Source organism: Shewanella sp. BF02_Schw (genome assembly GCF_014596695.2).
Classification (GTDB): Bacteria; Pseudomonadota; Gammaproteobacteria; order Enterobacterales; family Shewanellaceae; genus Shewanella.
The window spans coordinates 1-14,768 of the sequence record NZ_JABKAW020000006.1; the positions used below are offsets into that span (position 1 = coordinate 1).

Annotated in this window: 14 protein-coding genes; 10 read left to right on the plus strand and 4 right to left on the minus strand. The window is 41.4% G+C overall.

The genetic code is table 11. The features are described from left to right. Positions 1 to 752: 752 nt before the first annotated feature. Positions 753 to 1,685, minus strand: a complete 933-nt coding sequence (rihA, locus tag HNW13_RS18785) for a pyrimidine-specific ribonucleoside hydrolase RihA (RefSeq protein ID WP_192116252.1) — start codon at positions 1,683 to 1,685, stop codon at positions 753 to 755. 242 nt (positions 1,686 to 1,927) lie between these two features. Here rihA and HNW13_RS18790 point away from each other — a divergent pair, with 242 nt between their 5' ends. Next, the gene (locus HNW13_RS18790; protein ID WP_192116251.1) at positions 1,928 to 2,179 is read left to right on the plus strand and encodes a YkgJ family cysteine cluster protein; all 252 of its coding nucleotides are present in this window, start codon (positions 1,928 to 1,930) and stop codon (positions 2,177 to 2,179) included. A gap of 35 nt (positions 2,180 to 2,214) precedes the next feature. Continuing rightward, positions 2,215 to 2,670, plus strand: coding sequence for an Rrf2 family transcriptional regulator (locus HNW13_RS18795; RefSeq protein ID WP_101088681.1), 456 nt, complete (start codon positions 2,215 to 2,217; stop codon positions 2,668 to 2,670). Here the strand turns inward: HNW13_RS18795 and HNW13_RS18800 are convergent. From HNW13_RS18800 to gpmM, 3 genes are all read right to left on the minus strand, one after another. Next, positions 2,645 to 3,361, minus strand: coding sequence for a divergent polysaccharide deacetylase family protein (locus HNW13_RS18800; RefSeq protein ID WP_182744949.1), 717 nt, complete (start codon positions 3,359 to 3,361; stop codon positions 2,645 to 2,647). The genes HNW13_RS18795 and HNW13_RS18800 overlap by 26 nt on opposite strands. Positions 3,362 to 3,594: 233 nt before the next feature. Next, positions 3,595 to 4,728, minus strand: coding sequence for a peptidoglycan DD-metalloendopeptidase family protein (locus HNW13_RS18805; RefSeq protein ID WP_101088679.1), 1,134 nt, complete (start codon positions 4,726 to 4,728; stop codon positions 3,595 to 3,597). Between the two features lie 10 nt (positions 4,729 to 4,738). Then, positions 4,739 to 6,280 carry a 2,3-bisphosphoglycerate-independent phosphoglycerate mutase gene (gene gpmM, locus HNW13_RS18810; protein ID WP_101088678.1) on the minus strand — a complete coding sequence of 514 codons (1,542 nt, stop codon included), beginning with the start codon at positions 6,278 to 6,280 and terminating at the stop codon, positions 4,739 to 4,741. Positions 6,281 to 6,531: 251 nt separating this feature from the next. Here gpmM and HNW13_RS18815 point away from each other — a divergent pair, with 251 nt between their 5' ends. The 8 genes from HNW13_RS18815 to HNW13_RS18850 all read left to right on the plus strand — a co-directional run bounded on the left by HNW13_RS18815 (position 6,532) and on the right by HNW13_RS18850 (position 14,594). Continuing rightward, positions 6,532 to 6,966 (plus strand): rhodanese-like domain-containing protein, encoded by a 435-nt coding sequence (locus HNW13_RS18815; protein WP_101088677.1) that lies wholly within the window; start codon positions 6,532 to 6,534, stop codon positions 6,964 to 6,966. Positions 6,967 to 7,174: 208 nt separating this feature from the next. After that, positions 7,175 to 7,648, plus strand: a complete 474-nt coding sequence (gene secB, locus HNW13_RS18820; protein ID WP_011639424.1) for a protein-export chaperone SecB — start codon at positions 7,175 to 7,177, stop codon at positions 7,646 to 7,648. Between the two features lie 3 nt (positions 7,649 to 7,651). Beyond that, entirely contained in the window at positions 7,652 to 8,668 is a 1,017-nt protein-coding gene (gene gpsA, locus HNW13_RS18825) for an NAD(P)H-dependent glycerol-3-phosphate dehydrogenase (protein WP_162024215.1), read from the plus strand. A gap of 124 nt (positions 8,669 to 8,792) precedes the next feature. Next, complete coding sequence (locus HNW13_RS18830) at positions 8,793 to 9,974, plus strand: NAD(P)/FAD-dependent oxidoreductase (protein WP_192116250.1); 1,182 nt, start codon at positions 8,793 to 8,795, stop codon at positions 9,972 to 9,974. Positions 9,975 to 10,335: 361 nt separating this feature from the next. Next, the gene (locus HNW13_RS18835) at positions 10,336 to 11,226 is read left to right on the plus strand and encodes a TonB-dependent receptor plug domain-containing protein (protein WP_243756343.1); all 891 of its coding nucleotides are present in this window, start codon (positions 10,336 to 10,338) and stop codon (positions 11,224 to 11,226) included. Positions 11,227 to 11,257: 31 nt separating this feature from the next. After that, positions 11,258 to 12,813, plus strand: a protein-coding gene (locus HNW13_RS18840; RefSeq protein WP_192114312.1) for an IS3 family transposase whose coding sequence is annotated in 2 segments (ribosomal slippage) — positions 11,258 to 11,711 and positions 11,711 to 12,813 — 1,557 coding nt in all. Because the reading frame shifts where the segments join, the coding sequence is not laid out codon by codon here. A 64-nt stretch (positions 12,814 to 12,877) separates the two neighbouring features. After that, a complete protein-coding gene (locus HNW13_RS18845; RefSeq protein ID WP_347813095.1) occupies positions 12,878 to 14,047 on the plus strand; it encodes a TonB-dependent receptor in 1,170 nt (389 codons plus the stop codon). A gap of 10 nt (positions 14,048 to 14,057) precedes the next feature. Beyond that, entirely contained in the window at positions 14,058 to 14,594 is a 537-nt protein-coding gene (locus tag HNW13_RS18850; protein WP_102035687.1) for a YfiR family protein, read from the plus strand. The last annotated feature ends 174 nt before the right edge of the window (positions 14,595 to 14,768 follow it).

A 14,768-nucleotide genomic window follows, 5' to 3' on the forward strand; every position in this document is an offset into this window, starting at 1 on the left:
ATCTATTTGGACGGTTGACTCTCAATCAATAGAAAGTGACCAGTCACGCCGGGGGTCTAGGTCCACTCTTATACCATTTACATTAAATATCTGGTCAGTTCAGCGTCTCTCAGGTTTTTCAATTCAAGGCGCATTGATGTAGAAATGGTTGCTCTCTTTTAAATCGACGTAACACAGAAGTGGAATAACTGAGAGACTCCATTCTGGCGGGTTTCAAAGTCCTTTATGCTTTGTTAGATGTTTTCAAAATACGACGGCATGGTATTTTTTTTTCCATAAAAAATAAGACATCCCCACCATCCATGGCGGTCAGATGCTGGAGGTAGAGTAACGCAGGAGCTTATTACCGAAAACACTATTCGATTCAATCATCTGCCTTGCCTACAGCACTTTGAACTCCCGCTGAAAGATCACATATTTAATAGGATTGGTATTAACTCCAAATTGATATACATAGCTAAAAGCAGAGTGTTAGTTAAGTTAGATTAAAAGTTTATCGAGATTGTGTACCATTTATTATTGGGTGTGGATTATAAAGATAATAAAATAGTCTTTGTCGTATGGGCCGCTGGTTCATTGTTTATTGCTGTAGCTAGTTTGTATGGAATATTAATTGGTAACTATTTAAGCAGAGAAAAAGAGTTGAATGTTACGCTTGCTCGGTATTAGTACTGCAGATAACGAATAAGATATTAATTGTTATCCGCAGTTACTGCCATGCAGGTTACTTTTATCTGCATGGCATGAGTTTGTTAGTAATCGCTTAGACGTTCTACGATAAAGTCGACAAAACCTGTTCGGTTAATATTGAACAATACTTTTGCATTATGTGGTTTACCGGTTAATTGATAACGATCAACCACTGTCATTCCCTGTGTATATTCACCTTTCGTTTCAACACCCACCCAACAATCGACCGAGGTAAACAGTGATGGATTAAGTAACCATGCGATGGTGCAAGGGTCATGTAGTGGTGCCCCAGTGAATCCCCATTTGGGGTCGCGGTGATAAATCATAAAAAAGTCGAGTAATTCCGCAACACATTGCGCGATAGGATTATTAATGGCTCTAATTCGCTCAATATCCTCATCCATAATCTGGGCTTGGTGGGTGACATCTAGTCCGCACATTACGATTGGCAAGCCAGATTTGAATACCATATCTGCAGCTTCTGGATCGACAAAAATATTAAATTCAGCTGCTGGTGTCCAATTGCCCACACCTGCAGCGCCACCCATCAGAACGATACTATCTATGTTGTGATGTAACTCAGGATGAGCAGCTAGAAACAGCGCAATATTAGTTAACGGTCCAGTTGGAACAAGTGTGACGGGTTGCTTACTGTTACGCACTTTTTCGGCCATCAGTTCAATAGCCGTTTGTTCTACAGGTGCAAAGGCTGGATCGGGCAATTTGGGTCCATCCAGACCACTCTCGCCGTGAACATTATCTGCAATGATCAGATCACGAGCTAATGGCTTAGGGGCGCCACTTGCAACGGGTATATCATGACGACCCAATAGTGTTAGTACACGTAAAGCATTGTTTAAGGTTTTGTCTGGTGTTTGGTTGCCTGCACTGGTGGTGACAGCTAATACATCAAGCTTTATAGAGCTAAGCGCTAAAATAAGTGAGATGGCATCGTCATGACCGGGATCACAGTCGAGAATTACAGGACGTTTCATGGGTAATTTCCTTATTCTATAAGAGGGTATAATGTACCGCTATGACTGTTGTGTGCTTAATGCTTAAAAACTAAAAATGTGATCTAATATACAATGGCATAGTGGTTGAAGAAATGCTCGAGAGTAACTTGCCTTAGCTCGGCGACTATTTCAATTATTCTCGATACCAATAATGTAATTAAACATGTCGTTAAGAGTACATTCTTGTAAAATACAGTGCTTTTTATTTAGTGGGTAAAGTTATGGATTGTCGTTTGGGTTGTGGTGCCTGCTGCATTGCGCCTTCTATCACTAGTGCAATACCAGGCATGCCAATGGGGAAACTTGCTGGGGTGCGTTGTATTCAATTAAATGCCGATAATCTGTGTATGATTTTTGGTCAACCAGAACGTCCAGATGTTTGTGCTGAGTTTAGTGCAAGTATTGATGTGTGCGGCACCACAAATGAACAAGCTTTATGGTTGATCACTGATTTAGAGTCTTCAACATGCTAATCTGCGTTTATTACTTACCTTGGATATTTTAGATCATGCAATTAACCCGATATACAGATTTTGGTATTCGCATTTTGATGTATCTTGCGGTTCAATCTGAACGCGAAAGTTTGTTTCGAATAGCTGAAGTGACTAGTGTGTTTGACCTTTCTTCAAACCATGTAGCCAAGATTATCCATCAATTGGGAAAAAAGGGATATTTGCAGACGGTCAGAGGTAAAAGTGGTGGTTTTAGATTAGCAAAAGCTGCTGATGAGGTGTTAATTGGGCAATTGGTCCGTGATTTAGAGCATTCACTATCACCTATTGATTGTGACTCACCTTATTGCCGATTTACGCCAATATGTCAATTAAAAGGCGTGTTGGGTCAAGCTGTTACAGCTTATCTGGCGGTACTTGATCAATATACCTTAGCTGATATTGTATCCAATAAAACGGAAATTTTATCTACACTACCTGACTTATCTATTTCAGTGTTGCAGTTGGATTAGGCAGACTTGCTGTCGTGACATTCATATCATCAAATAATTGAGATGTTGGTACTAATGTGATGCCATTATCGTTCAAACGAGCTAAATTAGCGTTTAAAAATCGAATGGTCTCTGGGTAAGGATGTGCAATAACAACCAGCTTATCTTGCCGTTTGGATTGCGTAATCATCTGCTGAAACTGACGTTCAAGCGCACGTTCACTAATGTCGTTATCTAAAAATATGTGTCTTCTCAGTGATGGTACTCCAAGCTGCATCGCTTTGTTGCTGGCTTTGGTATATTTAGTGGTAAAACTATCGACAAAAAACAACTGCTGCTGTTTTAAACTCTGCATTACCCATAACATCGGTTCATCCATTTGAGTCAGTAAACTCCCCATATGATTATTAGCCCCTTTAGCAAACGGGATATTAGAGAACGCACTTTGTAACTGTTGTTTAATTTGTGTCTCATTCATATCATTGGTTAGCCCTCCAGGTCCTAAAGCTTTGCCATTTAAGGCTTGCATTGGTAGGTGTAACATTATTTCATGACCTTTATGATAACCATCTTGCGCAAGTTTTTGTCCTAGCGGAGTATGGGGCAACACCGATAAAGTGATCGAATTGGGTAATGACAATGCTGCTTCGTCAGTTAGGCGATAACCAATATCGTCAATGATAATGGCTAATTTAGTCGCTGTAGCGGGCATGATGCTACATAAGCATAGTAGGAGTAATAGTAGGTTTCGCACGAATTTAGCTTATCTGGTTGTGTGAGTTTTATTGTTCAATGATATCTACATAACGGCGTGATTATAGACACAGTTATACCCGTTGATATAGTGCTAATTAATCGGGCCGTTAACCGCTTTCTTTGGCAAGGCATAATGCTATACCTTGTAATACGTTGAACCATTGAATATTAGCAGTACGTGTTTTGCTATTAACGACAATAATAGGCTGGGTCGACAGCCTTACCTTTATTACGGATTTCGAAATATAACCCTGGTTCGCTTTGCCCACCTGAACGGCCAACAAGCGCAATAGACTCGCCAGTTTTCACCATATCCCCAGGTTGTCTTAATAGTGTTTGGGCGTGACCGTATAGGCTCATATAACCCTTACCATGATCAATAACTAACACCATACCAAAACCACGTAACCAGTCGGCATAAATAACTTTTCCTGATGCCACAGCATTGATATTTTGTCCTTCAGGTGCGGCAAGTACAGTTCCTTTCCAAACAATTTGTCCAGAACGGTTGCTACCAAATCGTTTACTCACTCTGCCGTTAGTTGGCCATTTTAATTTGGCTTTTTGACTGACTAATCCATCCATGGTTGGATTGGCTTTTGCGGCAAGCATTGCTTGTTGCACTATACGTTTTAAACTTGCCTCTTCTATTTGCAGTTGCTCTAATTCCGCACCTTTACTGGATAAGGTTCTTTGTAGTTGAGTCAATGTTTGTTGGCGTTGGCCTTGCTCTTTGGTTAATTGCAGCGCTTGTTGCTTTTGATCTATCACTAAAGCATTGAGTTTTTGCTTTGCTGTTACTTGCTGTTGCTTAACTTTATTAAGATCAATGCTAGTTTGCTTGAGTTGTTGAATAGCTTTTATGCGGGCATTGTTGAGAAATTGATAATACGCCAGCATGCGCTCAACTGTGGCCGGATTTTGCTGATTCAGCATCATCTTAGTGTAATCATGATTACCTGCCAAATAAGCGCTAGATAACTGTTTTGATAAGGTGTCTTGCTGACTTTTTTTAAGCTTGGCTAAATCTATCTGCTGTTTATCCAAGTTGCTAAGTTTGGCGTTAACTTCAGTCAACGAATTTTGTGATTGATTGACTTTTTTAGCTGCTTTTGCAATCGCTTGCTCGTCACTTTTTAGTAACGCAATAAGCTTCTCGCGTTGCCTTGAGGTGTCTTTGAGCGAATTTTGTTGTTGGTTTATTTGTGCTTGAATAGACTTCAAAGCCGACTGGCGTGAAGACAAATCAGCACTATTTGCCGTAAATGAAAAGATTAGAAAGCCAGCAACAATGCTGGCTTTAATAAATAAACGAGTTATCACGAGTTAATGTTTACTCTTTAAGGTCAATGATACAGCGTCCACTCATTTCTTTCGGGATGCTTTGGCCCATTAAGGTTAACATAGTTGGCGCAATATCGCTCAAGCGTCCACCATCTTTTATCACGGCATCACGACCGACATAAACGAACGGTACCAAGTTACTGGTGTGAGCTGTAAATGCTTGTCCGTTAGAAGGATCTTTCATTTTTTCGGCATTACCATGATCGGCAGTAATCAAGCATTCGCCATCAACTTTAGCTAACGCTTCGACGACACGACCAATACATGCATCAACCGCTTCACAAGCTTTAACTGCGGCATCAAAGTTACCGCTATGGCCGACCATATCACCATTTGGATAGTTACAAATGATGACATCATATTTTGTAGATTCTATCGCGGCGACCAATTTATCGGTTAATTCTGTCGAGCTCATTTCAGGTTGCAGATCATACGTTGCGACCTTAGGTGACTGAATTAAAATACGATCTTCACCTTCGAATGGCTCTTCTTTACCACCATTGAAAAAGAAAGTCACATGAGCATATTTTTCAGTTTCCGAAATACGCAGCTGGGTCTTACCCTGGTTTTGCAGGGTTTCGCCTAAAGTATTCACTAAATCACTCGATGGATAGGCTACCGGAGCATTAATGTCTGCAGCGTAGTCAGTTAACATCACAAAGTTGATTTTTGGTGTTTTATTACGTTTAAACCCGTCAAAATCTGGATTCACGAAAGTGCGGGTGATTTGGCGAGCACGATCTGCACGGAAATTCATAAATATCAGTGAATCATTATCGCTTAATACGGCAGCTTCGCCTTGCGCATCAACAATGGCAGATGCAGCAACAAACTCATCGTTTTCATCACGAGCATATGCCGCTTCAAGCGCTTCTGGTGCCGAAGCATAAGCGAACTTACCTTTAGCTTCGGTGATTAATTCGTAGGCTTGCGATACGCGATCCCAACGATTATCACGATCCATGGCAAAATATCGACCAATAATTGAGGCTGTACGGCCATGACCTAATTCAGCAAATAGCTCATCAAAATGGACCAAGCTATTTTGAGCGCTACGAGGTGGCGTATCACGGCCATCTAAAAAGGCATGTAAGTACACTTTTGTTGCGCCGCGTTCAACAGCCATACGACACATAGCTTCAATGTGCTCTTCATGGCTGTGTACACCACCGGCAGACAATAGCCCCATAATGTGCACCGCACCATTTGCGGCAATGGCTTTGTCTACTGCATCGCAAAGTGCTGCGTTTTGTTCAAACTCATGGTCTACAATTGCTTTACTGATGCGGGTGAGTTCTTGATAAACAATTCGGCCAGAACCAATATTGATATGGCCAACTTCAGAGTTACCCATTTGACCATCGGGTAATCCGACGTCAATACCAGAACCTGAAATAAGACTGTGAGGGTATTGTGCATTGAGCTTATCTAAGACAGGAGTGTTTGCATGAAAAACCGCGTTATCTTGCGTGTCTTCACTGTAACCCCAACCATCAAGGATAAGTAATGCGAGTGGACGTTTTTTAGCCATTTGCAAGTACCTTATTAAGTTAAAATAGAAGTGTTATAAAATTTCAATTGTATGAATATTACTACTTATCGATAGTGTGCAAAAGGCATATAGGTTTGAAGATATAACTAAAGCAGCTGATAACGAGGGGCGAGTCACGAATAACTCAGCGTAAACCGTTTATTTTAGGTGTTTCTTTAATGAAAACTGCCGAGCAAAACGATATACTCGAGGCCATCTCATCTTAGTCATCGTCAGAGAAATCAGTAATTATGCAAGAATATATGGAATTTTTTAAAGCGAACCCAATGTTAAGCTTAGCGTGGGTCGGCTTGTTTGTAGCACTTGTTGTTAGTGTCATTAAATCTGGTACATCAAAAGTGAAAAATGTCAGTCATCAAGAGCTAACACTCATGGTGAATAAGCAAGATGCCAAACTCGTTGATGTGCGTGGCAAAGAAGAATTTAAGAAAGGCCATATTGTTGATTCACTCAATGTGACCTTATCAGAAATTAAAAATAATCAAGTCACTAGCCTTGAAAAGTTTAAAACTAGCCCCATTATATTAGTATGTAACTCAGGTATGACATCGTCACAAGCAGCTCAACTTCTTACTAAACAAGGATTTGAAAACGTGTTTAACCTTAAAGGTGGCATGGGCGAATGGCAAGGTGCTAATTTACCAGTAGTTAAAAGCAAGCGTTAATATGGTTGCTTAATGGTATTCGGTGTTAACGAATTTGGGTATGAGTTAACACGGTTTATTATCAAGATCTTGTTCGTTATCATTTATCGAGCTGGATCAACTTTACGGGATAGCACTAATGTTAGATTAATTCTTTATGCATTGAGTGTGAAAGCCCAACACAATTAGCTTCACAGAAAAGCTAAATAACATTGATAGGTAGGAAATTATGGCTGAAGTAGCAAACAACGAAGCACAAGCACCACAGTTCAACATTCAGCGTATTTATACAAAGGATTTGTCTTTTGAAACGCCAAACAGCCCTGCTGTTTTCCAGAAAGAATGGAACCCAGAAGTAAAATTAGATTTAGATACTCGCAGCAACAAATTGTCTGACGACACATACGAAGTGATTTTATCACTGACTGTTACAGCTAAAAATGGCGAAGACACCGCATTTTTATGTGAAGTTCAGCAAGCGGGTATTTTCTCGATTGTGGGTTTAACTGAGCAACAACTTGCCCATTCTTTAGGTGCATATTGCCCTAACGTATTGTTCCCATACGCACGTGAATTAGTTGGCAACTTAGTTGGCCGTGGTACTTTCCCACAACTAAACCTTGCTCCAGTGAATTTTGATGCTCTATTTGCTCAGTACGTTCAACAGCGTCAAGCTGCTGCAACTGAAGAAGCAACTGCGTAATTTATGAATAACGCTGCCGAAATTACGGTATTAGGGGCGGGGTCTTATGGCACCGCCCTTGCTATTTCTTTAGCCAGCAATGGCCATAAGACATTGCTTTGGGGTCACGATCCTAAAAGCATGCAAGTATTAGCGGAAAGCCGCAGTAATGAACGTTTTTTGCCTGGCATTCAGTTTCCTGATTGTTTATCCATCGAAGCTGATTTAGGCAAAGCCTTAGCCGCCAGCAAGAATATTTTGGTTGTTGTACCAAGCCATGTATTTGGTGACGTGCTTAAGCAAGCTAAGCCGTTATTGCGCGACGACGCACGTATTGTGTGGGCGACCAAGGGCTTAGAGCCTGAAACTGGCCGTTTATTACAAGATGTTGCTCGTGAGCAATTAGGTGAACATTATCCACTTGCTGTGTTATCTGGGCCTACCTTTGCCAAAGAATTAGCCGCTGGTTTACCTACCGCTATTTCGGTTGCGGGTACTTGCCCACAGTTTACCCATGATTTAGTCGAATTGCTTCATAGTCCAAAACGCTTGCGTGTATACGCAAATGACGATTTTATCGGCATACAATTAGGCGGAGCGGTTAAAAACGTGATTGCCATTGGTGCAGGTATGTCCGACGGTATTGGCTTTGGTGCAAATGCGCGTACCGCACTCATTACTCGTGGTTTAGTGGAACTGAGTCGCTTAGGTGAAGCTATCGGCGCCGATGCATCAACTTTCATGGGTATGGCGGGTTTAGGTGACTTGGTACTAACCTGTACCGATAATCAGTCGCGTAATCGTCGTTTTGGTTTGGCTTTAGGTCAAGGTAAAGACGTTATCACCGCGCAAGAAGAAATCGGTCAAGTAGTCGAAGGTTATCGAAACACTAAAGAAGTGTTTACCTTAGCCAAACGCCTAGGGGTAGAAATGCCGATCACCGAGCAAATTTACCAAGTCTTATACCAAGGTAAAGCACCGGTTGAAGCAGCAAAAGAGTTACTTAGTCGAGACAAGAAATCTGAAACGCTGAAAAAATAGTGCAACAGAGCGGCTAAGTTAACCGTGAATAGATACTAAAAAGGATGCTAAAATAGCATCCTTTTTTGCATTTAATATTTATCAATTAAATACAAAACAACCCATTTAAAGTGTGGAGTAAAACGTGAAACATCATGACGTAATTATTATCGGCGCCGGCGCGGCAGGATTAATGTGTGCTGCTACTGCGGGCTATCGAGGTCGTGATGTATTGGTGCTAGACAATGCCAAACAAGCTGGTAAAAAAATTCTTATCAGTGGTGGCGGGCGTTGTAACTTTACCAACCAAAAAGTTGAGCCACATCAGTTTATTTGTGGCAACCCACACTTTGTCAAATCGGCATTAGCTCGCTATCGTTCAAGTGATTTTATTGAGTTGGTTGAGCGTCATGGTATTGAATACCATGAACGTGAGCATGGGCAGTTATTTTGTAATGACTCAGCCAAAGAGATCGTTACCATGTTAATGACTGAATGCGAGTGGGCCGGCGTTAAGGTAAAGCTGCGTACTGAAATGCTATCTGTTACTAAAACGGATACAGGATTTAATTTAACTACCTCAAATGGTGATTTTAGCTGCGAGTCATTAGTGATAGCGACTGGCGGTTTATCCATGCCCAAATTAGGTGCTACGCCTTATGGCTATAAGCTGGCAGAGCAATTTGGTTTAACGGTGTTATCAACCAGTGCTGGTTTAGTTCCATTTACGTGGCATGCCGAACAAAAAGTGCGCTTTGAGCCGTTATCGGGTATTGCCGTGCCAACAACCATTACCGCCCAAGACGGCACTCAATTTAGCGAGGCCTTGTTGTTTACTCATCGTGGTCTATCAGGCCCAGCAGTACTGCAAATTTCTAATTATTGGCAACCAGGTGAAGCTATTTCTATCAATTTATTACCGGGTGAAAACGCGTTAGATAAAATTGAATTTGCACTGAAACATCATCCAAAGCAAAGCCTACGCAACACCTTAAGCCAGTGGTTACCTAAACGCTTGGTTGAAACACTATTTGACGAGTCTCAACTGGATAAAGCATTAAACCAACTCGGCCACGGCGAGCGAGAAAAACTCGCTAACGACTTAAACGACTGGTCTATTACCATGAATGGCACCGAAGGTTACCGCACCGCAGAAGTCACTTTAGGTGGCGTTGACACCAATGAATTGTCATCTAAAACCATGCAAGCGAATAAGGTCTCTGGATTGTACTTTATTGGTGAAGTAATGGACGTAAGTGGTTGGTTAGGCGGGTTTAATTTTCAGTGGGCTTGGAGCTCAGGTGTTGCTGCAGGATTGGCAGTTTAATTGTGTGTAGAGACAATAAAGTTTGCCCGTAAGCACTAAAGTTTGCCCGTAAGTGCAAATGACCCGTAGTGGCCAACTCATTTTTTAATGATGCTACATGCTGAATTCAGGACGACGTTAAACGAAAAGCTGATTAAAGGGTTTCCTTATGGGTAAACTCTTTTGTCATTATTTCGATCACTAATATTTTTTATTGTTCTGCACAAGATCTACCGCTCAAAAATTACTTAATATCTTATCCTGTAACATACTTTTTCAACTTAATCGTGTAAGTTAATCGTGTAAATTAATTGTGAACTTTTTATTCTTTAGTCAGTAAACTCTCACAATTGTCGTTAGCTTAATAAGGGAATTGTTGAAAATGTTAAAGTTGAACCTTGTTTCTTATTCCGTGCTATTAGCCTTTTTGGCTAGTTACAGTGCAATTGCCAACGAATCAAACTCTCTCGATCTTAGTCTGCAAGAGTTACTGAATGTCGAAGTCACTTCGGTATCAAAACAAAAGCAGCCTTTATCGAATTCACCTGCTGCAATCTATGTCATCACAAGCGAACATATACGTAATTCTGGTGCTACTTCTATCCCGCAAGTACTTCGAGATGTGCCAGGGCTGCATGTAGGGCAGATTGACTCTCAAAAGTGGGCTATCAGCAGCCGTGGTTTTAATGGGCGCTACAACAACAAATTACTGGTATTGATGGATGGCCGAACCCTTTATTCTCCAATATTTTCAGGTGTCTACTGGGAGGTTCAGGATACGCTGATGGCCGATATTGAACGCATAGAAGTTATACGTGGGCCTAGCGCGGCAATGTGGGGCGCCAATGCAGTAAACGGTGTGATTAATATTATTACCAAACACAGTGCAGATACATCTGGTGGTTATGCAGAATTGGGGGCTGGCGATTATGAGCAAGGATTTGCAGGTTTTCGTTATGGTTCCACATTATCAGATAATGCAACATCAAGAGTGTATGTAAAAGGCCATAGCAGAGACTCGCTTGAGTATAATTCGCAAGATCTCGATAGCGGTCTTGCGGAGCAATTAGCCACTGTTGATAAAGACAACGATTGGATGCATCTTCAAGTGGGAGGCCGCGTTGATATGGAGCTTGATACGGGCACAAGCCTTATGTTGAGCAGTGATGTGTACCGCACTGAAATGCAGCAGACCTCTTATTACCCTTCATTAGTTGGTCCGTCATATCCCCCTGTGTCAGGATTGTTGTCACCCCTTAAAATCATCCAATAATTAAATAGAGGGGGCGGTCAATGAGAGCTCAATGGCACGATATTCATCTGAACGTAAAGAAGCAGTTTTAAAGAAGTTATTGCCTCCCCACAATATGACCGTCATGGAAGTGGCACGTAGTGAAGGGATCGCCTACCAAACCCTGTATCATTGGCGCGATAAAGCTAAAAAAGAGGGTCGCCCAGTGCCAGGTAAAAAATTGACCAGTAATGATTGGTCGGCCGAAGCTAAGTTTGCCGTTCTCATTGAAACAGCGCCAATGTCTGAAGCTGAAGTAAGCCAATATTGCCGAGAAAATGGTTTGTTTCGAGAACAAGTTCAGCAGTGGAAACAAGATTGTTTAGGGGGCTTTACGACAAGTGAAGTTCAAGCCAAAACGATTAAGCAGCAAGCCAAATCAGACAAAGCAGAAATCAAATCCCTGCAACGAGAGCTACGCTACAAAGAGAAGGCGTTAGCAGAAACAGCGGCTTTACTGGTGCTTAGAAAAAAGCTCAATGCGCTTTGGGAGGACGACAACGAGGAGAGTTAACGCCTTTGCCTAAGCGCATAACATTGGTGAATTTAATACAAGAAGCGTATGCCCACGGTGCACGTCTTTACAAGGCTTGCGCTGAAGCAGAGCTAAGTAAGCGGACGTATCGGCGCTGGTATCGAGCAGGAAAAGTACAAGCTGATTTAAGGCCCTCGGCGGTAAGACAGGAGCCAGCCAACAAGCTTAGTGATGACGAGGAAAAGCTGATACTGGCAACCTCGAATGAGGCAAGGTTTGCGAGTCTACCTCCCTCACAAATCGTGCCGACGCTGCTTGATGAAGGGGTCTATATCGCTTCAGAGTCGAGTTTTTACCGAGTGTTAAAAGCCAATGCTCAATTAAATCGACGTGGACGAAGCCAAAGCATAACAAAAAGAAGTAAACCAGATGCTTATGTTGCAGATGAGCCGAACAAAGTGTGGTCTTGGGATATCACTTATTTAGCTTCGGTCATCAAAGGACGCTTTTATTATCTATATATGTTTGAGGATATTTATAGCCGTAAGGTTGTGGGTTATGAAGTCCATGAACGTGAATGTGGTGAGCTAGCGGCCGAGTTAATGCAACGCAATATGCTGCGTGAGCAATGCTTTAAGAAGCCACTGGTATTGCACTCAGATAATGGTGCTCCGATGAAGTCGTTAACAATGAAAGCCAAGCTTGAAGAGTTAGGCGTTACCGCGTCATTAAGCCGCCCGAGTGTCAGTAACGATAACCCTTACTCCGAGTCGCTGTTTAGAACATTAAAGTATCGGCCAGAATGGCCTAGCTCTGGCTTTAAAAGCATCACCGAAGCACGAGAATGGGTCGAAGTATTTGTGACTTGGTACAATACTAAGCATAAACACAGCAAGCTCAACTTTGTGTCACCGAGTGAGCGTCATGCGATGCAAGACAGGACTATTTTATCTAAGCGTAAGATAGTGCTAGAGGAAGCGAGGTCAAGAAATCCTAAACGCTGGCCAAACGGTATAAGGAATTGTGACGCTGTAGGTGAAGTCACACTGAACCCAGATAAGAAGTCTGAAACAGAAACAAGAAATGCAGCTTAAAATTTAAGTAAAGAGTGCCAACTACCTTGAAAAACACCGATATCGTGATTTTAATAGTAATGACATCAGCAGCGATGGCTTTAATTTATTATCAAAACTCACCAAAGCGTTATCTCCAACCTCTCAATACAGCCTTCAAGCCTACTACGATTATGCAAAAAGAGATGATGATTGGTATGGTTTTAGTAGTGAAACGGTTGATGTTGATTTTCAGCATCAGCTACTTGTTGGACAAAATCATAATATTATCTGGGGACTCGGTTACCGCTTTATTCAAGATGATTTCGACCAAAGCACTATTATTGTAAGTAGCGAGTCAGAATCAACTCGAACCAATTTGTGGAGCGCATTTATTCGTGATGAAATTACGTTAGTTGATGATGAGTTGTGGTTGACGTTAGCATCACGTTTCGAACACTATGACTACACAGGCTTTGAGGTTCAACCGAATGCTCGCCTGATGTGGCAGTTGAATAAAAAAAATAATCTGTGGGCCTCTGTTGCACGCGCAATCAGAACTCCGTCGCGGATAGAAAATAATCTATCGGTGAACTCACAAATCATACCGCCTTCAGTTCAGTCACCATTGGTTAGTATATGGGTGGCTGGTAACGAGGATTATAAATCTGAAGTCATCATTTCGTATGAGGTAGGTTATCGATTTACGCCCGCTAAAAAATGGTCATTTGATTCAACAATTTTTTATAACGATTATGACCAATTGCGCAATGCTCCAGCCGGTGCAACAGATTTCAGCACATTTCCCAATTACATTTCGCAATACTTAACATTCAGTAATGATCTTGATGGATATAACTATGGATTCGAGCTCTCATCTCAGTGGGCTGCAACTGATACTATCCAATTCAAAGTAAATTATAGTTTTACTCAAAATGAATTTGGTGCCAGTCAAAGTCAAAATACTGATGCCCCAGAGCATATGATATCGACAATGATGGATTGGAGCATTAGCGATAATGTTGATTTTAATCTAGTTTGGCGTGTTATTGATGAAGCTTACGTATTGAATATCAATGACCTTAGTACTAAGGAAATTGATAGCTATAGCGGAGTTGATTTAGGACTGCACTGGAAGGTTAAGCCTGATGTCATGTTATCAGCATTCGGGAAAAATTTACTTCATCCTGCAAACCTTGAGTTTGAAGGAGAAAGTTACCAACTCCCTTATCGTGTGGGACCAAGTTATTATATTAAAGCTACTTTGACCTTTTAGGGTAGCAACATTGAAAAACTCAAATTTAAGTCGACAGTTACTGTATTCATTATTGGTCGTGGGAGCTATTTTGCTTCCGCGAGTCTCTATGGCGCAGAACGCATTCGAGTTAAAAGCGGCATTAACCTATAACTTTGCTAAGTTTACTCAGTGGCCTGAAGCGCGTCTTAATACCTCATCTGCATGGAAAATATGTTTTTTCGGAAATCAATATCACGACAGTTTCATGGGACTTTCCGATAAAACGCTGGGAACTCAGTCTGTGATGGCCATTGAGTTATCTGGAATAAGCCAAATCGATCAGTGCGATGTTGTATTTGTAGACACTAACTCTAGGGAGTTAACCCATAGATTGTTAGTGGCTGTCGATAATAAGCCTATTTTAACGGTTTCGGATATCACAGGTTTTGCAATGCAAGGCGGGATGATTGAAATCGTCGAGCAAGATAAGCGATTGTATTTTAAAGTTAATATGCAGGTGGTAGCAAAATCTGGATTAACTATCAGCTCTCAAGTATTGAAATTGGCACTTGAGGTTAAGCGATGAAAGTAATGAATTTGTCATCGAAGTTTATCGTTTAACATAATGCTTAGCGATATTATCGCGAGCAATAGTCTATCAGCAATTATGTTTAATCCTTTCGAGGTAGTCAAAAGAGGTTAACTTGCTAATGATATTACTGGATTGGCCGATAGTCATATTTATGTCATCAAAAATTAA

Excerpts from the sequence above, each read along its gene's own strand:
- rihA (WP_192116252.1), bottom strand. The coding sequence starts at position 1,685 with ATGAAACGTCCTGTAATTCTCGACTGTGATCCCGGTCATGACGATGCC.
- HNW13_RS18790 (WP_192116251.1), top strand. The coding sequence starts at position 1,928 with ATGGATTGTCGTTTGGGTTGTGGTGCCTGCTGCATTGCGCCTTCTATC.
- HNW13_RS18795 (WP_101088681.1), top strand. The coding sequence starts at position 2,215 with ATGCAATTAACCCGATATACAGATTTTGGTATTCGCATTTTGATGTAT.
- HNW13_RS18800 (WP_182744949.1), bottom strand. The coding sequence starts at position 3,361 with ATGCCCGCTACAGCGACTAAATTAGCCATTATCATTGACGATATTGGT.
- gpmM (WP_101088678.1), bottom strand. The coding sequence starts at position 6,280 with ATGGCTAAAAAACGTCCACTCGCATTACTTATCCTTGATGGTTGGGGT.
- HNW13_RS18815 (WP_101088677.1), top strand. The coding sequence starts at position 6,532 with ATGCAAGAATATATGGAATTTTTTAAAGCGAACCCAATGTTAAGCTTA.
- secB (WP_011639424.1), top strand. The coding sequence starts at position 7,175 with ATGGCTGAAGTAGCAAACAACGAAGCACAAGCACCACAGTTCAACATT.
- gpsA (WP_162024215.1), top strand. The coding sequence starts at position 7,652 with ATGAATAACGCTGCCGAAATTACGGTATTAGGGGCGGGGTCTTATGGC.
- HNW13_RS18835 (WP_243756343.1), top strand. The coding sequence starts at position 10,336 with ATGTTAAAGTTGAACCTTGTTTCTTATTCCGTGCTATTAGCCTTTTTG.